This window comes from Plantactinospora sp. B6F1, assembly GCF_040120695.1.
In the GTDB taxonomy this organism is placed as follows: Bacteria; Actinomycetota; Actinomycetes; order Mycobacteriales; family Micromonosporaceae; genus Plantactinospora.
Window position 1 is genome coordinate 177,345 of sequence record NZ_JBEEAC010000002.1, and the last position, 21,454, is coordinate 198,798.

Consider the following 21,454-nt stretch of genomic DNA (forward strand, 5'->3'; position numbering starts at 1 on the left):
GGGTAGCGCTGACCACTCCTGCCCGCTGGTGACCGTCTACGGCACCGGCTTATGGCCCGTGAATGGCCCGGCTCGGCGGCGCGGCCGACCGGCGTCGTGCGGCTTCCCGCCCCGGCCTTTTGGGCCGGGGCGGCTTGCCATGGCGCCGGGTCACCGCGCGCATGGACCACGTACTCCGGTGCCAAGCCGCGAAGCGGCGCGGCAGCGATCGCCCCACCCTCGACGGCGCCGGCCACCCTCGCGATCGTCACGGCCCTACTTCCGGAGCGTGTAATCGGCGTGGCATGATCGAATCATGGCCTTGGCCCCAGAGAGCTATGCCGCGTAGGGCACCGGATCGCGTACGCGCCGACACACATCGGCGCCGACGTCCTGGGGAGCGGATTGCCGTACTGCCGGGTGTGTCTCGGCGGGGCCAAGCGGAGATCGCCCGACTGGAGCGGACGCGGTTTCGTCCTGGCGCGGTCGCGGGCGCCTTGCGAGTGTGGGATTCGTTCGTTCGCGCGCCGCGTCGAGAGAGACAGGGCATGCTCGGGTGCGGGCGGGCTGAGTGCTGTCCCGACCCGACCGACTATCGACGCCTGATGGCACTGGCTATCCAGGTGCTGCCAGCCGCAGATGCTGCCGTCCTTCGTCGACGAGTCGATGCGCTCGACGCGCTGATCGACGACTGGGACGACTCGTTAGAGCCTTAGCACGCACGTGGCCCGCCGCGCCGGCCGATGCCGGCCGGAGGCCGCCAGCAGGCCGAGCGTGGCGGGCCGGCGCCGCGCTCGCGCGGCGCCCTTGATCCCAAAGAGAACGTTTCGGCAGTGAGATGGTGTCGTTGCCTCCCGGTCCACGACCTGATGTCGAGGCAAGCTGCTCTCGACAGCAGCGGTGACAGCAACTGGCGGGGACGCGGGCAGTGGCGGACCACCGGGCGCGGCCAGCCTTTCCGAGGTCGCGCACGCGGGCGGATCGAGGCGCCAAAGGCACACCTTCTGCGCCGGTCGGGGTCTGGTCACAACCACCCGGGCCACCCAAGCGTTACCTGTTGGAGCTAGAAGCAGAGCTACGTACGCTGCTTGTCTCGTTGGTCACAAGAAAGATTGAGCGTACACCTATCTATCCGTACGCATGTTCGACAGAATGGGCTTCGCCGGCGAGGAGGTATGAAGATGGCAGACAAGAGTCCCATCGAGTGGACCGAGGCCACCTGGAACCCGACCACCGGCTGCGATCGAATCTCTCGCGGCTGCGACCACTGTTACGCCCTCACACTGTCGAAACGGCTCAAGGCGATGGGCTCGCCTAAATACCAGACGGACGGAGATGCACGCACCTCAGGGCCGGGTTTCGGTGTTGCGGTTCATCCGGCCGATCTCACTTTGCCCTTGCGCTGGCGAGACCCACGAATCGTGTTCGTCAACTCCATGAGCGACCTCTTCCACGCCAAGGTGCCCTTTGAGTTCGTCGAGCAAGTCTTCGACGTCATGGCGGCGACTCCTCAGCACACGTACCAAGTACTGACGAAGCGGGCTTCCCGTCTGGGTAAGGTCGCCCGTCGACTGACCTGGCCCTCCAACGTTTGGATGGGCGTCAGTGTCGAGGATATGTCCGAGATTGACAGAATCGACCACCTACGAGCCGTACCGGCAGCGGTCCGCTTCATCTCTGCCGAGCCCCTCCTCGGCCCGCTGACATCTCTTGACCTCACTGGCATTCACTGGCTCATTGCGGGTGGAGAGTCCGGAGCAGGCGCCCGCCCCGTGGATCCGTGCTGGGTGCGCGCACTCCGGGACCAATGCCAGAGAGACAACGTTGCCTTCTTCTTCAAGCAATGGGGAGGCAGGACACCCAAGGCTGGCGGCCGAACATTGGATGGCGAGATTTGGGATGAAATGCCGGTATCACGGGCGGCATCCAGGTCGACGGTCGGCTAGACGCTGGGGGTAGCCGATCGCCTCAACATGTCGTACGGTATCGAGACAACTGCGTACCGTAGACAGGAGGAGGCCTTGCCGACGCCTGACGAAGTGCTCTGGGACAAGGACCTGCACACAGCAGTCAAGCACCTCGTGTACCGCAGTTACCTCAACGCCTGGTTTCCGATCCTGCTCCAATCGGCCTACGGGTCCAGCGGAATAACCTACGCCGAGGGTTTCTCAGGACCAGGCGAGTACAAGGACGGGTCGCCGGGTTCACCAATTATTGCTCTGAGATCCGCTCTCGGCTGTAGTTCGCCACCAAATCCAAGCAGGGAAGGCCGTTTTTTGCTGCTTGAAGACAACGAAGCAAGGGCCGACCACCTGCGTAACGTGCTTATACGCGAACTCGGGACGCTCGACAAGACCAAACTCGGAGCGCGTGGCTTGGTGGTCGACCCGCAGAAGGGTAACTGCAGGGAGGACCTTCTTCCTCTCCTTGATAGGCATCAGGTCTGGAATAAGCCACTACTTCTAATCCTCGATACCTGGGGCTCCGCTGTCGATTTCGAGATCCTGACTAGGACGGCCAATAGCAAGGCCGGCGAGGTGATCGTCACGATGCAGCCTAGCCAGTTTTGGCGGTTCGCCTCCGATCCTCGACATTACGGGGACAGGGTATTTGGTCCGGTGGTATGGCGGGAAGTCCAATTGCAGCCAAAAGACCAAAAGGCCCAGTATATCAAGTCCCAGTATCGCCGAGTGCTAAATGAGGCGGGTTTCCAATACGTGCTCGATTTTGAGTTAGCGGACGCGCGAAAGAACCTGTTGTACCTCGTCTACGGCACTAATTCAGATAGAGGCGTCGAGAAGATGAAGGACGCAATTTGGCGCGCGGACCCGTATCAAGGAATTGGCTATCGCGACCCCAGGGACCCCAATCAGGAAACTCTTCCGATACAGCCGGTGCCTCAACTAGGGCCGCTCCGGCGCCTTCTTCTGGAACACCTTGCAACTCTCCCCGAGCGGACTGCGACGCTGGATGAGTTGCGCCGGTTCACTCTCCTCAAGACCATCTTTCGCCCTGGGCAGACCTTGCAGGCTGTGCGTACGCTCGTAAGCGAAAGAAACGTTACAATTTTTCCCGAAAGTAGCCGTCTCGTTGGATCGACACAGATCACGCACACAGGTTCGATGACGTTGTTCTAGCTAGGTCTACTGCAAGGTCGAGACGACAGGACGCGGCCGACCAATTCGACGCGAGGAAGCTCGCGTGGCCTGACGTGGCTCGACCCAGGCTGTAACCTGCGGCAACGGTCCATTAGCGCCCGTGCGCGTTCGGTATGGTCCGTCCCGTCGCCGCCAACTTGGTCACCCAGTTCATCGAGACGGTCAGTCTGGGAGGTGCATGGCCTGGGTTTGGCCGGTGAGCGGCCCACAGGGCTGAGTAGTGGTGTCGTTCGGGACGAAGGGCGGAGCGGTGAGGGTGAGAGCGCTCCGCGCGCCGCTACTGACTGGTGTTGACCTTTGCATCGGGCACGCAGCGGGCACGCGGCGGGATTCCATGTCGATCTTGACGAAGACGCAGTGCGGCGACCTCGTCTCTGCCCGTCCGCCGATGTTCGCACCCGTAGTCGCCCAGGTCGTCGCCCGACCCGATCAGAGGGATCTTGATGTCAGCTTAGTGGGCTCTATGACACCTGGACCGCATCGCTTAGCTTGTGAGCATGCAGGCACAGACGCTGGCAGCCATCGCGGCATGCGTTGCCGCTACCCTAAGTCTCGTAAACGTTGGCTATCAAGCCTATTTGTCGAACAAGAACGAGGCCCGTAAGTGGCAGCGAGACAAGCTCCCTGACATCATCCGTTCCTTCAGTGGCTCCAATCACAAACTAAACGTTATGACCTTCTTCCAGATAGAGAATTGGCGGACTTCCAAAGAGGAGCAGGAGTCCGCCCTAAAGTCCGAGTATGAGCGATCGATGGAACTCCTCGATGCCATAGAAGTGACGGCAAGTCCTAAGGTTACCCTCGCAGCACGACAAGTCTCGCAATCAATCGCACAAGGAATAGACTACTTGCGCTTCAACAGCGACTCACAAGAATACGATAAGACTAAAGAGCGCGAACTGTACTGGCGATATGCCGAGGCTAGCTATGCATTTCTTTGTGCTTCTCGGAAGGAGTTAGGGCTACGTCCGGTGCCGCCGCCACCCGGTTTGCTTCGTTGGATGCAACGCGACTCCCCGCACGGACGCTGGCGGGTCGGGCGGTGGTCTGCTCGGCTTGCCCGGGTCGATGGCGGGCGGGATGGCCTACCGCAACCATCCACGGGCCGCGACCAGCCGACGGGAGCCCCGGCCATCCTGGAGCCGGAGCGCCCCCGCCGGAGGCGCTCTAACCGCAACCCCGGCGACCGCCACCAGGCCGCCGACGCGGCCGGTGTGCGCTCCCCCTAGGCCGCGCGGGCTCGTGGCCGCGCGGCCCGGCCGGCTGCCGGCCCACCACACCACCGGTCAACGGCCTGTCGTTCTGCGGCGGCTCACCGGGCTCCCCCGCTCTCCGCGCCAGCCGCCGGGCATCAGGCGTGACGGCTGCAGAGCGACAGCGGCAGCGGCCGGCGCGCGCCCAGGCGGCGGCGCGTGCGGCCCGTTGCGGGCCGCCTTGAAGGCGTATAGAAGTTTTTCACCGAACGGATGGGGTGTTTAGCGGGCTGCGCGTTGCAGCCTCTCCACCGAAGCGAAGATGGCTTGTTCGGGGCCTGGGCGGCTGGGGCGCCATGCCGCGAGGACGGGGCCGATGGCGTCGACCAGCGGGGAACCAGTCTCCTGCGATTCCGGGTTGGGCAGCTTGTCGAGCATGGCGATGGTGTCCAGCGTGAGCTGATACCGGTGGTGGTTGGCGTCATTGTCGTGCCAGTTCGGGGAGTTGCGCCATTCCTGTACTCGCGCGAGGACTTCGGCGGCAGCAGAGCGGATGGCAGCAGCGCGTTGCTTGGGTGTGGGGGTGGTGTCGGGGTGTGCGTCGTGGCCGTCGTCTGGGGGCGTGGCTGCGTCGCGCATGTCCGAATGCTACAGACCTGCGACGCATCGTGATCTTTCCCTACCGGCCCGGTGTACTGACCAGGAGCTGGAGTGCTACGTGTCGGCCGGACTGGTTGGCCATTCGTGGGCGAGGATGGAGTAGAGGAGGGAGTCTCGCCAGGTGCCGTTGGTGTGGACGTGGTCTCGTAGGTGGCCTTCGTACTGCATGCCGAGGCGTTTGGCTACGGCGATGGAGGCGGCGTTTTCGGGACCGATGGCGGCGGTGATGCGGTGGAGGTTGAGTGTGGTGAAGCCGTAGTTGATGAGGGTGCGGGCGGCGTCGGTGGCGTAGCCGTGGCCCCAGTGGTCGGGGTGGATGGCGTAGCCGAGTTTGGCGGCTTTGACTCCGCCGAGACCGAGCCGGCCGAAGCCGATCATCTGGTCGTGCTTGTCGGTGATGACGAGGTAGTACTCGTTGCGGGGCTCGGTCTGGGCTCGTTGGATGGCGCCTTCGATCATCGCGGTGGTCTGGTCGTGGTTGCGGCTGTCGTGGGAGAGCCATCGGGTGACGCGGTCGTCGCCGACGATGGCCAGGGTGTCGGTGACGTCGTCGGGGGAAAATTCGCGAAGGTTGACCAGGCTGCCGGTGATGGTGTCGATCGGGTACACGCGTCTGATCCTGGCTTATCGAGGGAGGGCGTTGGCGGGGGTGTGGGTGAAGTGCTCGATCCCGTCGACCAGGTCCCGGGCGTCGGCGGTGAGTCCAGCGCGGGTAACGGCCTGGTGGACACGGCGGACGGAGTGAACGATGCCGTTGATCCGCTGCTCGGCGGGCAACTCCAATACCGGGGTGATGGCGTCGGTGGCGGCGTCGAGGTCACGGCCGGCGATCCGGGCGATGGCTAGGTCGGTGTGGGATCCGGCCTGGTCGCCGAAGGCCCATGCCGGGTCGTGGGGGTCGGCGTAGGCGGTAACAGCTTGGGTGGCGTAGTCCTCGGCTTCGGTGGCCTGGTCGGGGAGCCAGGCCAGGGCGTCGGCGGCGTAGTAGAGGGTGCGGGGCTGGTTGAAGGTGCAGATGCCGCCCATGGCGTCGAGGTCGTCGGGGCGTACCCGGGTCCATGCCTGCTCGGCCTCGGTGATGGCGGCTTTGGCTTGTTCGGCGTTGCCGAGGGCGGCGTATGCGCGGGCGGCGTTGGCCGGGAGCCAGACCGCGGTGGTGCCGCCGGCTTCGGTGGCGTGTTCGCGGCCGGCGTCGGCGTAGCGGACGGCTTCGGCGTACCGGCCGGCCCAGTAGGCGACGAGGGATTGCATGCCGCGTAGCCAGGCTTGCAGTCCGGGGTGTCCGGCTTGTTCGGCGCAGAGTACGGCGGTGCGGGATTGGAGCATCGCGGCGTGTGGGTCGGCCAGGTCGTGCGACACCTTGGCCAGTAGACCGCTGGTGATCCCGGCCAGGAAGTGCAGGTCCCTCGACTGGTTCGGTGGTTGGCGGCGCTCCAGGAGGGTGAACAGGGTGTCTTGGGTTTCGGCGAGGTCGCCGATGAGCTGGTTGACCGGCTGTTGTGGGTAGGCCAGGGCGAGGCGTTGTACGTCTTCGGCGAGTTGTTGGATGGCGGCGGGGGTGGTGGCTTCGGCGGCGAGCATGGCGTACTGGCGGGCGCGTTGGGCGGCCATGGCGAGGATCGTCCTTTCCGGACCTGTCCCGGGTATGCCGAGGGTGGCGGCCTGTTCCGGGATGTTGGAGGGGTTGTCGGGTGCCCAGGGGCGTTGCAGCTCGTCGACCGGTCGGCCGAACAGGGCTTGCAGGGCGCGGCGGGTTGCCGGTGTCGATCCGGACAGGTCCCGTTCGCCGCGTGCCAGGCGGCCGAGGTGGCGGGCGCTGATCGCCGCACGGGGGTCGAGCCGGGAGAACTCCTCGGCCAGTTCCTCGTACGTGCGGTCACTCTGCTGGATCAGGTGCTCCAGCAGGGTGCGGGGTTCGCGCCGCTCTCGGGCCATCCGGCTCTGCCTCTCGTTGGTTGGGCTTGTCCCTACGCTGACCCGTCCAGGTCCTTGCATCAATACAGGTCCTCGGGATGTCCGCCGCATGTCCTCCACAGATGTCGATACGGGTCCTCGAACGGTCCCCGTCGATCAATCCACGATCGGTGTGTGACCGCTCCACACAGCGCAACCGCTGATTCGAGGCTAACCCGGACCGAGCCCGGTTCCGAGGGCTGGCGGGTTCACGTCGTGATCCGGGCGCGCCAGCAAGGGTTGCGGTGTCCAACCGTGCTTCGGCTGAGGTCCCCGATCGACCTCGGGGCCGGGCTGACGGTGTGGTGCCGGGGGTGCGGGGGCCACGGCTGGAAGGTGGCCAGTCCTCGCCGCGCGCTGCGCGCTCCGGCCCACCCCGGCCGGGTACAGCGGCGGGACTGCATCGACTGCGGCGGTACCGGTGCGAGCGGTTCATGGGTTCCCGGCGCGGACGGGGAGCCGGCCGGGGTGAGATAGGCCCGGGGTGGGTGCTGGGCAGAGAGTCGTGTCCGTCGACCCGACGGCGGCCGGTCCGTAGAACCCGCCCACCTCGGCGCCACTCCATGAGGGGACATCTGCCGTGGTGCCGAAAACAGGAGACCTCGTACGCGTGACCGGGCGTGCCTCGGTCCAGTTCGCCGGTGATCAGGCGTTGATCTTCCGGGTCGTGAAGGTGGATCCGAAGCCCACCTATCACGGGTGGGCGTGGATCACCGGCTACGTCCTCGACCAGGCGGGTCAGGCGGTGGACCGGCGGGAGATCTTCGTCCAACCCGCCGGGCTACAGATCCTCCGAACCCCGGCCCGGGTCCGGCCGGCAGGGGCGGTGCGGCGTCCGGCCGGCGGTCGTCGTGCTTGACGTACGCGTACAGCTCGGCGCGGTAATCCGCCTCGATGCCAGGGACCGGTTTCGACCCGAGATGGGACCGATCGCGGTGTGGGTGACCGGCGTCCGCCTGGCGTTGAACCGGCCGGAGCGGGATGAGTGGGTCTGGCTGGAGGGGGTGCAGATGATGCACGATGGCCAGTCCGGCAAGTCGGTGGAGATCCTCGTGCGTGCGTCGTTCTTCTCCCCGTACCGCGCCGACCGATGAGCGTCTACCTGTCCGGCGCGGCGCTGGACGAACTACGGGCGGCGCAGACGGAGGTTAACCGGCACACCGAGTCGAGCGCGGACGGCCGCTGTCCGTTGTGTGGTGAGGTCGGCCCGTGCGGGCGACGGGTGGCGGCGTTGCTGGTCTTCCGTCGTTACGGGCGGCTGCCTCGTCGGTTGCCTGGTGGGTCTCGCCCGGACCTGGTCGGCGCCTCCGGTTCGTGGCGGTGGTGGGGTGGGTAGGTATCGGCTCGCATGATCGGCTGATGGTGGCCCGGCTAGTGATCTGCGTTGGAACCCCTGGGGGTGATGGACAGGGCGCCAGCAGCATAGATAGCCTCTTGGCAAGTTGAGTTGTCGACTGAGGATGTGGGTACGGGTGCCAATCGAGGTCGCCGCGCCGAAGTACGTCGTGATCGTCAACGCGCTGCAAGAGCGGATCGAGAGTGGCGCCTACCCGCTTGGTTCGATGTTGCCCAGTGAGACGGAGTTGATCCGGGAGTTCAAGGCGTCACGCCCGGTCGTCGTGCGGGCGCTGGACCTGTTGCGCCAGGACGGGTGGATCGAGAGCAGGCAAGGCAAGGGCCGCTTCGTCCTCGGCCGGCCGGCGCGGGCCGGGCAGCGGAGTCGGGAACGGGCCTACGCGGCGCTGGACAGCGCCGAGCGGACCGATTCGACGGTGCTTGCCGCCGAGGTGGTGCCCGCTCCCCCGCGTGCGGCGTCCGCGTTGAACATCGCGCCCGGGACTCCCGTTCTCGCCCGGCGTCGCCTGGTCGTCGTCGACGACCTGGGGCCGGTCGAGCTGGGAACCGCGTTCGTGCCCCTCGACCTGGCCGACGGTACCAATCTCGGCACGACAGACCCGCTCTCGGACGGGCTGCTGCGCCATATCGCGTCCCGGAAGGCGGTCCGGTTCGATCACGTCGCCGAGCGGATCTCCGCCCGGCTCCCCTCGGAAGACGAAGCGTCGCTACTGCGGGTCGACCCAACAGAGCCAGTGCTGACGGTCCTGCTGTCCATCTGCGACCGGACCGGGTCGCCACTGCTGGCGGTTGACCTGCTGCTGCCGGCGTCCCGGCACGATCTCGAAGACGTCTACCCGCTCGACTGATCCAGCACCTTCGCTCAAGCACTTGACAAGTCAAGTTGGACAGACCTACCTTTGAAGCCACTTAACAAGTCAACTGGTTGAGTTGCTAGAGCGGTTGCTTCTCGGCCAGTTCACAAGGGGAGGCGCTACGTGGTTCCTGGTTCGATCAAGGTCCCGGTTCCGTTTGACTACGCGTTCCCGGCCGGTGCGCTGTTCCTCGGCGTCGGCCCACAGGTCGACTTCGACCGGCGGGGCGAGTCCGACGACCAGGCGCGGGACAAGGAGACCGGCGAGCGGATCTGGGTGGTCCGGGTCATTGACCTCGACCCGGAGGCGGGCAAGTTCGGCCGCTCCACCGAAGTCAAGGTGAAGGTCATCAGCCCGCAACAGCCGGTGCCGCCGGCGTCGGCGGTGCCGGGCTACCCGGCAGCGATCCAGTTCGAGGGCCTGACCGTCACGCCGTACGTCGACTCGCACCGCTGCAAGGCGTCCGGCCAGTGCAGGGCGCGCATGGCCTACTCGCTGCGCGCCACCGGGATTGTCCCTGCGTCGGCGGGCACCGCCGCCGGCTGACCGGCAGTTACGAACGCGCGGGGCGGGCTTTCGTCCGACCAAAGATTCCGGCCCGTCCCGCGCCTCCCAACCCGATCAACCCTGGAAAGGGGGATGGGCTGTGACGCCCATGGTAATGACTCCTGCCCGCGTCACGACGCTGCGTAGGGAGGTGTGGCGGCACTGCGAGTGCTGCGACGAACTGGCGGCCATGCCGCCACACGCGAGCATCTGCGACGTCTGCGCGGCCGGCGCCGGCCAGGCGTACCCGGCTGACCTGGTGGGCGGTGGCCGCGATGAGTGACCGGCTCTCGTCGTTCGCCGCCGACCTGTCCGCGCTACTGCGGACCATGCCCGGCCTCACCGCGACTCCGGCTGAGCGGGCCGCCTGGTTCGACCGTAAGGCGAACCTGCTGGAGCAGGTCGCCGACGATCCCGGCTCGGATCGGGCCGAGGTGTCGGAGCTGGCCCGTCTCGCCCGGGTGCAGGCCGATGAGCTGCGGCGGAGGTGCTGACGATGACTCGTTTCCGCTTCCCTGGCGTGCGGTTCCTGGCGTGGCACCTGCTCGTCATCTTGCGGCAGTTGTTGGGGTTACCGCCGGGGCCGCTGCTGGTCGATGCGATCCGTTGCCCGCGCTGTCGGCAGTGGGTGAAGCCGCGCCGGTTCGACCTGGAGCACATGGCGTGCAAGACCTGCGTGGCCACCCTTGCCCGCCCGGTTCGGGGTGGTGACTGGTCATGCCGTTGATCAACATCATTCCGGGGGAGAAGATCCCGGTTGCGCCGATGAACATGCGGCTTCCGGCGTGGCGGGTGCCCGGCTGGCTCCTCGTCGGCTGGTGGCTGCTACGCGGCCTCGTCCGCCTGGCCGTGCTTGCCGTGCGGTACTGGTGGCTGACCGGCCCGACTCTCGCCGCGCTGTGGGTGCACGCCCGGTACGGCCGGCTTGTCCTGGCCGCCGTCGTCCTGGCCGTCGCCGTGGGCTGTGTCGGCTGGTGGCGGTGGCATCCGCGGTCGTGGCTGCGGTTCGGCTGGTATCCGATAGTGGGCCGGTGGCGTCGGTTGTGGGTCTACCGGCGTGGCTGGGCGTCGACCATGGCCACCTGCGGCCTCGCGACCGCGTTCGCCGGTGACCGGTACGTGCCGCAACTACTCAAGGTGCGCTGTGACCGGCATGTCGATGAGGTCACCGTCCGGATGCTGCCCGGCCAGCTTCCCGACGACTGGGCGGGAGCGGCGCAACGGTTGGCGTACGCGTTCCGGCTCCGCGACGGCCAGGCACGCACCACCAGCCGCCCGGACCGGGTCGTCCTGCGGTTCCTACGCCGTGACCCCCTCGCCGCCACCGTGGCACCCCTGCCGGTTCCCGAAGTGCCGGACTTCACCGGGCTGCCGCTGGGCGTGCGCGAGGACGGGGCAACGTACCGGCTGCGGCTGGCCGGTTCGCATGTGCTGATCGCGGGGGCGACGAACTCCGGCAAGGGCTCCGTGCTCTGGTCACTGGTTGCATCCCTCGCGGGTGGTGTCCGGTCGGGGCTTGTCGAGTTGTGGTGTTCGACCCCAAGGGCGGCATGGAACTGGCTGCCGGGCTGCCGTTGTTCGCCCGGTTCGCTTACGACGACCCGGAGGGCATGGCCGGTGTTCTGGAAGAAGCCGTGAAACGGATGCGGCTACGGGCGGCCCGGCTGCGTGGCGTCGCCCGCCAGCACACCCCCACCGTCGATGACCCGTTGATCGTCCTCGTCGTCGACGAGCTGGCGTCACTGACGGCGTACATCTCCGACCGGAAGGTCAAGGAACGCATCAAGGACGCGCTGTCCCTGCTGCTGTCACAGGGGCGGGCGGTCGGGGTGCACATCGTCGCCGCGTTGCAGGACCCGCGCAAGGAGGTGCTGCCGTTTAGGGACCTGTTCCCGACCCGGATCGGGCTACGGCTGACCGAACCCGAGCAATGCGACCTCGTCCTCGGCGACGGTGCCCACGACCGGGGCGCACTGTGTGACCAGATCCCCGAAACAGCGGCCGGGGTCGGCTACGTCGCCTTGGACGGCGTGCGGGAACCGGTCCGGGTCCGCTTCTCGTACCTCACCGACGCCGATATCCGTGACCTCGGCCGCACCTACCGCCGGCTCTGCGGCAGCGACCCGCAGCCGGAGGTGTCGGCATGACCGGCGTGACCCGTAGCGAGCGAGTGGAAAGTGTGGTTCTGGTCGGCATCCTCCTGATCGTCGGCGGGCTGGCCGGTGCGGCGTCGTTCACCCATGTCCACGACTGGACGATGGCGAACTCCCCGGCCGGTACGGGGGACTGGTTCGGCTGGGCCAACGCCGCGATCTCCGAACTCATCCCCCTCGCCGCCCTGCTGACCATCCGCCGCCGTCGCCGCATCGGCGGTCCGGTCGGCTACCCGATGTTCCTTCTCGTCGCCGCCGTCGCCCTGTCCCTGTCGGCGCAACTGGCGGTGGCGAAACCGGGACTGTCCGGATGGCTGCTGTCCGCCGTCCCCGCTCTGGCGTTCCTCGGCCTGTCCAAACTCGTCCTCACCACCAAACCCGCCCCGCCGCCGTCCTCCGTCGCGTCCCCGGCCGGCGTCCCGGACTCGGCTTCATCAATGGTTGAGGACGAGCCTCGTCCTGTACCGGTACCCGCCCAGGTCGGCGGCCAGGACCAGCAGGACGGGACCGGCGACGGCCAGGACGAGAACGCCAATCGTCCCGACGGCCGGGACGAGCAGGCTGACCCCCAGGACGGCGGGGACGGATGGCAGGACGAGGGCCAGGCGGCGCCCGTAGACCTGGTTCAGCTCGCCCGGCAGGCTGCCGCGCAGCATCGGGCAGCAACCGGGCGGCCGATCACCCGTGACGAACTTCGCGCCGCGCTACGGGTCGCCAACGGGACGGCGTCCGACCTCCTGCGGCTGATCCGCGAACCCGACCGGCCCGCGCTCGTCCCCGTCCCCGCAACCGCGTTCGTAACCCGCAACGGCACCCAACGACCCGCAAGCCCCGAGGTGAACCGTTGACCGTCACCCCAATGCCTCCACCCACCCCGACCGTCCCGGTCGGCAATACTGGGCAACCTCGGCCCGGGTCTCGGGCCGACCGGATGCGTAAGCCGTTGGCGAAAGACGCGCTGCGGCAACTCGCCGAACAGCACGGCGTCTGCGTCCGCCCGCTGGCCCTACGCCGCACCGACACCGAAACCGGCGCCACCGAAGTCATCGAAGTGCCGTGCGGCGCGACCCTGGCAGCGAAGTGCAAGCCCTGCGCCGAACGGGGGCGGCGGCTGCGGATCCAACAGATCCGGGAGGGCTGGCACCTCGCCGACGAACCTGCCATCCGCCCCGACCACCCGGGCGAGGATGTTCTCGCGCTGGTCCGGGTCCGGGCACACATGGAGTTCGAACGCGAAGCACTCCAGTACCAGCCGATGCACCCCGACGAACGAGCCGCGCAACTCGCGGACCTCGACCAAGGCATCACCGAGCTTGACGAAGTCCTGGCGGCCACGGACCTGCGGGGGCACCTCACGCCCCGGGAGCGGATCGACCGGCCCCGGCGGAAGCGGTCGACCAAACGGCGGCAGGACTCACCCGACCTGCCCCGGCTGCCCGTTGACCCCCGCACCGTCGGCCGTGCCTACGCGGGCAGGGACGGCAAGACCTACCGGCCGTCGATGCTCGTCACGCTCACGCTCGGCTCGCACGGGCCGGTCCACTCCCACCTACGGCGCGGCGCCTACATCGCGCCCTGCGAGTGCGGCCAGCGACACGGCCCACACGATGACCTACTCGGCACACCCGTCGACCCGGCCAGCTACGACTACCGACGCGCGGCCTTGGACTCGATCCACTTCGCCCGGGTCCTCGATCGCTGGTGGCAGAACGTCCGCCGTACCGCCGGCTGGAACGTCCAATACGCCGGAGCCGTCGAACTCCAACGACGGCTCGCCCCACACGCGCACTTCGCGATCCGGGGCACCCTGCCCCGACGACTGTTGAAGCAGATCGCCGCCGCCACCTACCACCAGGTGTGGTGGCCAGCGTTCGACGAACCGGTCTACACCGTCGACAAGCCGCCGGTCTGGGATGTCGAGCAACAGGCGTACGTCGACCCCAAGACACGCGAACCGCTGACCCCGTGGTCGCTGGCGCTCGACGAGCTGGAGGAACCAAACTCCCGGCCGGCGTACGTGGCCCGGCTGGGCCGGATCGACGCCCGGGGGATCGAGCAGGGCACCAAGGATGCTGAGCGGTCGATCCGGTACGTGACGAAGTACGTCACCAAGGACCTGACCGACCAGGCCCGACCACGCTCCGACGCACAGAAGGCGCACTTCGACCGGCTCCACGCCGAACTCTCCGTCCTGCCCTGCTCGCCGACCTGCGCAAACTGGCTGCTGTACGGCGTTCAACCCGACGGGGTCAAGGCAGGCTTGACCCCCGGCCGCTGCACAGGGAAAGTCCACCAACGCTCCACGCTCGGCTTCACCGGCCGGCGCGTCCTCGTCTCCCGGCAGTGGTCCGGCAAGACCCTGGCCGACCACCGCGCCGACAACCGGGCCTGGATCCGCGCCATCCTCGCCGGCGGCATGGCCGACACCGACGCCGCCGACGAAAACCAGGGCGACGGGCACGGCCAGGCGGCCGACGACAACCCACAGCGGTACCGGTTCGAACTCGCCCGACCCGAAGACCCCGACGTCCTACCCCTGGAACACCGGATCCTGCGCGCCGTCTCGGCCCGCATCCGCTGGCGAACAGACCTCGACGCGGCTCGGCGACGCGCGACCGACGCTGTTTCGGCAACCGGACGCGAGACCACCGACAACGGGGAGAAAGGCAAGTGACCATCCAAACGATCGAGCCATTGTGGACAGTTGAAGACGTCTCCTCTTTCCTCGGCGTTCCCGTGTCGACGCTCTACCAGTGGCGCTATCGCCGTACCGGGCCGAAGGCTTCCCGGGTCGGCCGTCACCTCCGGTACGACCCGGCGGCCGTCCGTGCGTGGCTCGACCGGCAGGCAGGCTGACATGCCCATCGATGACCTGTGGTACCTGAAGGACCGTGGTGCGAACGGCAAGCGCCAACCGGCCAAGCGGCACGGCCAGGGCAAGCGCTGGCGCGTCCGGTTCACCGACGCTGCCGGGGAACCGCGTACCCGATTCTTCGAGCGGAAGGCTGACGCCGACGCCTTCGACGCGCGGGCGCGTTCTGGCATCGCCGATGAGCTCAGGGTCGAGCAGGCCAAACGCAAGGTGACCTTCCAGGAGTACGGCGAGCGGTGGCGGCTGTCCCGCGAGATCGGCTGGGCGCTCGAAACCCGCAAGCGGGTCGAGTCGAACCTTCGATGCCACCTCTACCCGGTGTTCGGCAGTCATCCGCTCCGCACGATTCGGCTCACGGCGGTGCTGGAATGGCTCACCCGCCGGCTCGACCAGGGCACCCCAAAGTCGTCGCTCAAGCTGTACTTCGAACTGCTCGACGCCGTACTCAACGCCGCAATGACCGACAAGATCATTACGGATAACCCCTGCGACGGGGTGAAGCTCGCCCAGGTGCTACGCGGCCTGTCCCGTGCCCCGAAGTGGGTACCGACCGAAGATGAGGTGTTGGCACTGCTCGACGCCGTACCGGCCCGGTATCGGGCGGCCATCTGGCTGGGGGCGGGGCACGGTTGCCGGCTGGGCGAAGCACTCGGCATGGAGGATGGCGCACGCTGTGTCGACTCCGACCGGGCAGAGCTGCACATCATCCAGCAACTCCGGTACGCGCCGCAGGAGCACGGCGGCTTCTACCTGAGTGAGCCGAAGGCGGGATCGTCCGGCACGGTCGACCTGGACCCCGTCGTCGCCCAGGTCCTCGACGAGCACACCCGCGACTTTCCGCCCGTCTCGGTCAACCTCGTCGACCTCACCACCGGGGAACCCGCTCGGCGGTCGGTGCCGCTGCTGTTCACCACCACCCACGGCAACCCGTCCACCGATCGGACGTGGTCCCGCGAGTAGGCCGGCTGGCGGGACGCGGCCGGCTGGCCGAAGGAATACGGGGCTTCCACGCGCTGCGGCACTTCTTCGCCACCACGCTGATCACGAATCACGCCGAACCGCAGGAGGTGCAGCGGCTGCTCCGACACAAGACGCTGCGGATCACGCTGGAGACCTACGTGCACTGGTGGCCGAAGCGGGAGCGTCCTCGGGGCGTGATCGGCTCGGTTCTCCGCTCGGCGTCTGCCCGGTCGAACCGCACCACGACGAACCAAGATCAAGCCTAGATTGTACTGACGTTGTAGTCGATGATCTTACATCAAGCGTTACCCCTGATCAGGGCAATGTGTGGTGGAGCCGAGGGGACTCGAACCCCTAACCCCTGCCTTGCAAAGGCAGTGCTCTGCCAGTTGAGCTACGGCCCCGGGCGGGACGATGCCGCCCCGAGGATGACAGGCGGTCCGGTCGACGACCTACCGCAGGTCGGGTGCGGTGGTGGCCTCGTGCCAGAGGGCGCGCTCGTCGTTGGATTCCTTGACCTTCTTGTAGACGAGAGCCGCGACACCCACCACGCCGACAACGAGCAGGATCTTCTTCAACATGGACGCATCCCTCACGCTCGACAGGCCGTCGGACGGTATGAAGTGGGGCTAGATGGAATCGAACCATCGACCTCAGAGTTATCAGCTCTGCGCTCTAACCGACTGAGCTATAGCCCCCCGCTGCGACGAGCAAGGTTACCGTACCTCCGGCGCCGACCCCAACTCGGGGCGACGGTTCGGAACCCGACCCGTCGACCAGGTACGACGCAGACCGTACCGTACCGGAACGACGAGCGCCGGGGCCACCGCTTTGCGGAGCCCCGGCGTCGGTAGCCGCTGTCCTGCCGCTCAGTCGCGCTCGGCGAGGGTCAACTCGACACCGCCGACCAGGTCGGCGCAGACGTTGTAGATGAACGCACCGAGGGTGGCCAGCGCGGTGAACAGCACCACGTTCACCAGCCCGATCAGGCCGGAGGTGAGGATGACGCCCTTGGCGGTGATCTGGAAGGTGTTGCCGCTCTGACCGCCGCTCGCATTGATCATGTCGGCCAGCGTGCCGTTCACACTGTCGAAGACGCCCATCGCGTCGAGCGCCAGGTAGAGCACGGAGGTCGCGACGATGACCACGATGAACAGCACCAGCGAGACGGCGAACGAAAACTTCATCACAGACCAGGGGTCGATCCGCTTGAGGTTCAGCCGGGCCCGGCGGGGACCGCGGGAGGCGGCGGAGCTGACCGTACTGCGGGCCGCGCGGACCGCCTCGGTCACCCGGGCTGCGCCGACCGCGCCCGGGGCTGCCGTGCCGACGCCCGCGGTTCCGGGAGCACCCGTCGCGGTACGCGTCGCCGTGCCGCCGAGGCCGAACCGGCTGCTGCCCGCCGCCGGGGCACCCCCACCGGCCCGCCCCGGCCGGAACGCGCCCTGCGGCGCGCCCCCGGAGATCGGCTGGGTCGCCTCGGCGGCGCTGGTGGCACCGGCAGAGCCCGGTCGGTCGGTACGGCCGGGGATCCGCTCGGTACGGTTCGCCTCGGCGGGCCGCTCCAGCCGGCTGGTGACGGTGGAGTCGCTCTTGCCCGCCTGATCGGACCGGTCCACTCCGGAGCTGCCCCGGGAAGCCGCGGCGGTTGCCGCCGGAGACGTCGCGGCAGCCGCGGCTTCCGTCGTCGCAGCCGCCGGCTTTCCGTCCTCGGCTGCCCCGGCCGACGGCGTGGTCGACTCCTCGGGCAGCTGGTCGGGTGGCGGCGGCATGCCCGGCGCCCGGGTGAACTTGGGGGACGGCGTGTCGGCACTGACCATCGCACGGCCGACGGCCGCGCGGCCGGTCGCCGGGGCACCGCTGGCGGCGGTCTCCTCGTCGACCGGGTTGGCCGAGGTCCCCGCAGCCCCCGACTTCGCCTGTGTCTCCGTCATCAACTAGTCCTGTTCGTCAGGCTCGTCGGCATTGCGAGCAATCGCCACAATAGTCACGCCGTCTGGTAGGTCCATCAGTTTGACCCCCATTGTGTTCCGATCACGCGTTCGGCGTACAGGCTTCACCGGAGTCCGGATCACACCGCCGTTGCTGGTGATGGCAAACAGCTCGTCGTCCGGGCTGATGACGACCGCGCCGACCAGACCGCCGCGGCGCTCTGTGATCTTCGCGGTCAGCACCCCTTTACCTCCCCTACCCTGCACGGGGTACACCTCGATCGGGGTACGTTTCGCGTAACCCCCGTTCGTCGCCACGAGGACATCCAGGTCCATGCCCTCGCGGACCACCTCCATCGCCAACAGCACGTCGTCGTCGGTGAACCGCATCCCGATCACTCCGGAGGTGGCCCGGCCCATCGGCCGGAGCGCCTCGTCGGTGGCGTTGAACCGGATCGCCTGCGCCTTCTTGGACACCAGTAGGAGGTCGTCCCCGGGTCCCGCCAGCGCCGCTCCGACCAGCTCGTCCTCGTCGCGGAGGTTGATCGCGATGATGCCGCCGGAGCGGTTGGAATCGAACTCCTCCAACCTCGTCTTCTTCACCAGACCGTTCCTGGTGGCCAGTACCAGATACGGCGCGACCTGGTAGTCCGGGATCTCGATCACCTGGGCGATCTGCTCGTCGGGCTGGAAGGCGAGCAGATTCGCCACGTGCTGGCCTCTCGCCACCCTACTGGCCTCCGGCAACTCGTAGGCCTTGGCCCGGTAGACCCTCCCCTTGTTGGTGAAGAAGAGCATCCAGTCGTGCGTGGAGCAGACGAAGAAGTTGCTGACGATATCGTCCTGACGCAGCGTCGCGCCACTGACCCCCTTGCCGCCCCGACGCTGGGAGCGATAGAGGTCGACCTTGGTCCGCTTGGCGTACCCGGTCCGGGTGATGGTGACCACCACGTCCTCGCGGGCGATCAGGTCCTCCATCGAGACCTCGCCCTCGAAGGGCACGATCTTGGTCCGGCGTTCGTCGCCCCACTTGGCCACGATCTCGCCGAGCTCCTCGGAGACGATCCTCCGCTGCCGCTCGGGCTTGGCCAGGATGTCCTTGAGATCGGCGATCTCCAGCTCGATCTTGGCCAACTCGTCGATGATCTTCTGACGCTCCAGCGCGGCGAGCCGGCGGAGCTGCATGTCCAGGATCGCGGTGGCCTGCACCTCGTCGATGTCGAGGAGCTGGATCAGGCCCTGCCGGGCCTCCTCCACCGTCGGTGACCGCCGAATCAGCGCGATCACCTCGTCCAGCGCGTCCAGCGCCTTGACCAGACCCCGCAGGATGTGCGCCCGCTCCTCGGCCTTGCGCAACCGGTACGCCGTACGCCGCCGGATCACGTCGATCTGGTGGTCGACGTAGTGCCGGATGAACTGGGCCAGGTTGAGCGTGCGCGGCACCCCGTCGACCAGGGCCAGCATGTTGGCGCCGAAGGTCTCCTGGAGCTGGGTGTGCTTGTAGAGGTTGTTCAGCACCACCTTGGCGACCGCGTCGCGCTTGAGCACCAGCACGATCCGCATGCCGGTACGCCCGGAGGACTCGTCCCGGATGTCGGCGATCCCGGCGAGCTTGCCCTCCTTGATCAGCTCGGCGATCCGCTCGGCCAGGTTGTCGGGGTTGACCTGGTACGGCAGCTCGGTGACGACGAGGCTGGTCCGGCCCTTCTTGTCCTCCTCCACCTCCACCACCGCGCGCATCCGGATCGAGCCCCGCCCGGTCCGGTAGGCGTCCTGGATCGGGGTGGTCCCCACGATCAGCCCGTGGGTCGGGAAGTCCGGCCCCTTGACGATCCCGATCAGCGCGTCGAGCGTGGTGGCCTCGTCGGCGTCCGGGTTCTCCAGGCACCACTGCACCGCGTCGGCGATCTCCCGCAGGTTGTGCGGCGGAATCTTGGTGGCCATGCCGACCGCGATGCCCTCGGAGCCGTTCACCAGCAGGTTCGGAATCCGGGACGGCAGGATCGTCGGCTCCTTGGCCCGGCCGTCGTAGTTGTCCTGGAAGTCGACGGTGTCCTCGTCGATGTCCCGGAGCATCTCCATGGCGAGCGGGTCGAGCTTGCACTCGGTGTTGTGGCTGACGAATCCGTTGCTGACGAAGGAGTGGTCGTCGGTGTCGACCCGCAGGCTGTAGACCGGCTGCACGCCCGCATCGGCAACCTCGGCGACTTTGGCGTAGTAGAACCGGCCGTCCACCAGCGGCTCGACGACGTCGCGCACCTCCCGGTCGGTGATCCGGGCCAGGATCTCGTCCCGGTCCCGCTCCCAGCGCTCGATCCGGTCGACGTTGTGCCGGCGCAGCCAGTCCCGCTCGGTCCAACGCTGCGCGCCGTGCTCGCGGATGAAATCGCCGACGTACGGCACGTGATCGCTCGACAACGCGGTGCTGCTGCCCGGCGAGCCGGCCAGCTCGGACTCCAGCTTCGCCTGCTTGCGGCCGAGGAAACCGACGTGCTGCGCGAAGAGCCGGGCGTCGCGCCGGTTGGTCACCACGACCTTGATCTCGCCGTTGTCGTACCGGCACTGCCTGCTGATCACGCCGAACTCCAGCAGCAGTTGCTGGACCTCACGGGCCAGCCGCTCGCTCCGGGTCGAGTACGAGATCTGCATCGTGTTGCGGGGCAGCAGCGAGGACGAGCCGTCGCCCTCGAACAGTGCCTGCAGGAAGGCCCGCTTGACCGCCGCCGGCCCCTGCCAGACGAACTCCGGCACGAACTTCGCCGCGCTCCGCGCCCCGACCAACTCGCCGACGATGGAACGAGCCACGTCGTCCCGCCAGCCGCGCAGTTTGTGCAGCGTCTTCCCCGTCACCGTCGTCTCGGTACCGACGTGCCGTCGACCTCCCACTGCGAGGTCGTAGGCGGCAAGTATCCGGACAAAGAACTCTCGGTCACAGTTGTCGAACCCGACGCGCTCCTGGGACGTCCACCCTTCACTGACGAGTGCGCCGGCCAGGACCGCCGCCTCGACGTGCTCCAGCATCGGGTAGCCGATCTCGTCCGGCACCGTCCGCTGAAGCACCACCCGGTCACCGGGGCGGACCTCGGCGAGCAGCTTCCAGAGGAGGGTCGGCACCCCGGCCACCTGCACCAGGCAGAGCACCGGATGGTTGTGCGTACCGGTCAGCTCGTAGCCCTCGCGGGTGCGCAGCCGCAGCGTCGGATGCTCGCCGGAGTGGAAGAACTTCGAGGCCCGGACCAGGTCGCCGTTGCGGTCCCGGACCTTGAGGTCGATGTCGGTCTCGGAGCTGGGCGCGGCACCGGGAACGATCTGGTCGATCCGAACCGACCCCTCGGCGGCACGAATTCGGGCATTTCCGCTGATGCAGTAACGCATCGCCGCAGCTGGATCATTTCCGGGCGAACCGAAGTTGCCGTTGCCGTCGACCAGCGGGTAGCGCAGCGACCAGGTCTGGGCCATCCGGACCAGCGCGTCGTAGATCGCCGAGTCGCCGTGCGGGTGGAACTGACCCATCACGTCGCCGACCACCCGGGAGCACTTCACGTACCCCCGGTCCGGGCGGTAGCCCGAGTCGAACATGGCGTAGAGGATCTTCCGGTGTACGGGCTTCAACCCGTCCCGTACGTCCGGCAGCGCCCGCCCGACGATCACGCTCATCGCGTAGTCGAGGTAGGAGCGCTGCATCTCCACCTCGAGCCCGACCGGCTCGATCCGGTCGTGCTGGGCTACCGCGCTCGCGGCCGCTTCCTGCTCCGGCTCGTTAGCGGAGGACTCGGGAATATCCGTCACTGTCAACCCTTATCAGACTCAAAGCCGTGTTTCGCTGTGGATAACGGCTG

At 67.6% G+C, this 21,454-nt stretch carries 22 protein-coding genes and 2 tRNA genes; 16 read left to right on the forward strand and 8 right to left on the reverse strand.

Features of this window, described 5'->3' with window-relative positions; translation table 11 throughout:
• Positions 1–1,154 precede the first annotated feature (1,154 nt).
• Both ABNF97_RS03950 and tcmP read left to right on the forward strand, forming a co-directional pair.
• Positions 1,155–1,925, forward strand: a complete 771-nt coding sequence (locus ABNF97_RS03950) for a DUF5131 family protein (RefSeq protein ID WP_349337675.1) — start codon at positions 1,155–1,157, stop codon at positions 1,923–1,925.
• A gap of 27 nt (positions 1,926–1,952) precedes the next feature.
• Positions 1,953–3,116 (forward strand): three-Cys-motif partner protein TcmP, encoded by a 1,164-nt coding sequence (tcmP, locus tag ABNF97_RS03955; RefSeq protein WP_349337676.1) that lies wholly within the window; start codon positions 1,953–1,955, stop codon positions 3,114–3,116.
• Between the two features lie 1,496 nt (positions 3,117–4,612).
• Here the strand turns inward: tcmP and ABNF97_RS03960 are convergent.
• From ABNF97_RS03960 to ABNF97_RS03970, 3 genes are all read right to left on the reverse strand, one after another.
• Positions 4,613–4,969 (reverse strand): hypothetical protein, encoded by a 357-nt coding sequence (locus tag ABNF97_RS03960; RefSeq protein ID WP_349337677.1) that lies wholly within the window; start codon positions 4,967–4,969, stop codon positions 4,613–4,615.
• A gap of 75 nt (positions 4,970–5,044) precedes the next feature.
• The gene (locus ABNF97_RS03965) at positions 5,045–5,599 is read right to left on the reverse strand and encodes a GNAT family N-acetyltransferase (protein ID WP_349337678.1); all 555 of its coding nucleotides are present in this window, start codon (positions 5,597–5,599) and stop codon (positions 5,045–5,047) included.
• A gap of 15 nt (positions 5,600–5,614) precedes the next feature.
• Positions 5,615–6,925, reverse strand: coding sequence for an NsdA family TPR-like regulatory protein (locus ABNF97_RS03970; protein ID WP_349337679.1), 1,311 nt, complete (start codon positions 6,923–6,925; stop codon positions 5,615–5,617).
• 628 nt (positions 6,926–7,553) lie between these two features.
• Here ABNF97_RS03970 and ABNF97_RS03975 point away from each other — a divergent pair.
• The 14 genes from ABNF97_RS03975 (at position 7,554) to ABNF97_RS04040 (ending at position 15,950) form a co-directional block, all read left to right on the forward strand.
• Complete coding sequence (locus tag ABNF97_RS03975) at positions 7,554–7,802, forward strand: hypothetical protein (protein WP_349337680.1); 249 nt, start codon at positions 7,554–7,556, stop codon at positions 7,800–7,802.
• Between the two features lie 82 nt (positions 7,803–7,884).
• Positions 7,885–8,037, forward strand: a complete 153-nt coding sequence (locus ABNF97_RS03980; protein WP_349337681.1) for a hypothetical protein — start codon at positions 7,885–7,887, stop codon at positions 8,035–8,037.
• 378 nt (positions 8,038–8,415) lie between these two features.
• Positions 8,416–9,147 (forward strand): GntR family transcriptional regulator, encoded by a 732-nt coding sequence (locus ABNF97_RS03985; protein WP_349337682.1) that lies wholly within the window; start codon positions 8,416–8,418, stop codon positions 9,145–9,147.
• 129 nt (positions 9,148–9,276) lie between these two features.
• Positions 9,277–9,699 (forward strand): hypothetical protein, encoded by a 423-nt coding sequence (locus tag ABNF97_RS03990; RefSeq protein ID WP_349337683.1) that lies wholly within the window; start codon positions 9,277–9,279, stop codon positions 9,697–9,699.
• Positions 9,700–9,814: 115 nt separating this feature from the next.
• Entirely contained in the window at positions 9,815–9,982 is a 168-nt protein-coding gene (locus ABNF97_RS03995; protein WP_349337684.1) for a hypothetical protein, read from the forward strand.
• The gene (locus ABNF97_RS04000; RefSeq protein WP_349337685.1) at positions 9,975–10,193 is read left to right on the forward strand and encodes a hypothetical protein; all 219 of its coding nucleotides are present in this window, start codon (positions 9,975–9,977) and stop codon (positions 10,191–10,193) included. The genes ABNF97_RS03995 and ABNF97_RS04000 overlap by 8 nt, the downstream gene beginning before the upstream one ends.
• 2 nt (positions 10,194–10,195) lie before the next feature.
• Positions 10,196–10,426, forward strand: a complete 231-nt coding sequence (locus tag ABNF97_RS04005; RefSeq protein WP_349337686.1) for a hypothetical protein — start codon at positions 10,196–10,198, stop codon at positions 10,424–10,426.
• Positions 10,417–11,337, forward strand: a complete 921-nt coding sequence (locus tag ABNF97_RS04010; protein WP_349337687.1) for an FtsK/SpoIIIE domain-containing protein — start codon at positions 10,417–10,419, stop codon at positions 11,335–11,337. The genes ABNF97_RS04005 and ABNF97_RS04010 overlap by 10 nt, the downstream gene beginning before the upstream one ends.
• Complete coding sequence (locus tag ABNF97_RS04015) at positions 11,334–11,846, forward strand: hypothetical protein (protein WP_349337688.1); 513 nt, start codon at positions 11,334–11,336, stop codon at positions 11,844–11,846. The genes ABNF97_RS04010 and ABNF97_RS04015 overlap by 4 nt, the downstream gene beginning before the upstream one ends.
• Entirely contained in the window at positions 11,843–12,700 is an 858-nt protein-coding gene (locus tag ABNF97_RS34090; RefSeq protein WP_502930436.1) for a DUF2637 domain-containing protein, read from the forward strand. Before ABNF97_RS04015 ends, ABNF97_RS34090 begins: the two co-directional genes overlap by 4 nt.
• A gap of 11 nt (positions 12,701–12,711) precedes the next feature.
• Positions 12,712–14,526 carry a replication initiator gene (locus ABNF97_RS04025; protein ID WP_502930447.1) on the forward strand — a complete coding sequence of 605 codons (1,815 nt, stop codon included), beginning with the start codon at positions 12,712–12,714 and terminating at the stop codon, positions 14,524–14,526.
• The gene (locus ABNF97_RS04030) at positions 14,523–14,708 is read left to right on the forward strand and encodes a helix-turn-helix transcriptional regulator (RefSeq protein ID WP_349337690.1); all 186 of its coding nucleotides are present in this window, start codon (positions 14,523–14,525) and stop codon (positions 14,706–14,708) included. The genes ABNF97_RS04025 and ABNF97_RS04030 overlap by 4 nt, the downstream gene beginning before the upstream one ends.
• 1 nt (position 14,709) lies before the next feature.
• Entirely contained in the window at positions 14,710–15,684 is a 975-nt protein-coding gene (locus ABNF97_RS04035) for a site-specific integrase (RefSeq protein WP_349337691.1), read from the forward strand.
• Positions 15,669–15,950: a tyrosine-type recombinase/integrase gene (locus tag ABNF97_RS04040; RefSeq protein ID WP_349337692.1), complete on the forward strand. Its 282-nt coding sequence runs from the start codon at positions 15,669–15,671 to the stop codon at positions 15,948–15,950. The genes ABNF97_RS04035 and ABNF97_RS04040 overlap by 16 nt, the downstream gene beginning before the upstream one ends.
• A 62-nt stretch (positions 15,951–16,012) precedes the next feature.
• On the opposite strand, the gene ABNF97_RS04045 is transcribed toward ABNF97_RS04040, so the two are convergent.
• The 5 genes from ABNF97_RS04045 to gyrA form a co-directional block, all read right to left on the reverse strand.
• Positions 16,013–16,088, reverse strand: a tRNA-Ala gene (locus ABNF97_RS04045).
• Positions 16,089–16,136: 48 nt separating this feature from the next.
• The gene (locus ABNF97_RS04050; RefSeq protein WP_225945452.1) at positions 16,137–16,265 is read right to left on the reverse strand and encodes a DLW-39 family protein; all 129 of its coding nucleotides are present in this window, start codon (positions 16,263–16,265) and stop codon (positions 16,137–16,139) included.
• 43 nt (positions 16,266–16,308) lie between these two features.
• Positions 16,309–16,382: transfer RNA gene (locus ABNF97_RS04055), tRNA-Ile, on the reverse strand.
• A 171-nt stretch (positions 16,383–16,553) separates the two neighbouring features.
• Positions 16,554–17,618, reverse strand: a complete 1,065-nt coding sequence (locus ABNF97_RS04060; RefSeq protein ID WP_349337693.1) for a DUF3566 domain-containing protein — start codon at positions 17,616–17,618, stop codon at positions 16,554–16,556.
• 3 nt (positions 17,619–17,621) lie between these two features.
• A complete protein-coding gene (gene gyrA, locus ABNF97_RS04065; protein WP_349337694.1) occupies positions 17,622–21,404 on the reverse strand; it encodes an intein-containing DNA gyrase subunit A in 3,783 nt (1,260 codons plus the stop codon).
• Positions 21,405–21,454: the final 50 nt, after the last annotated feature.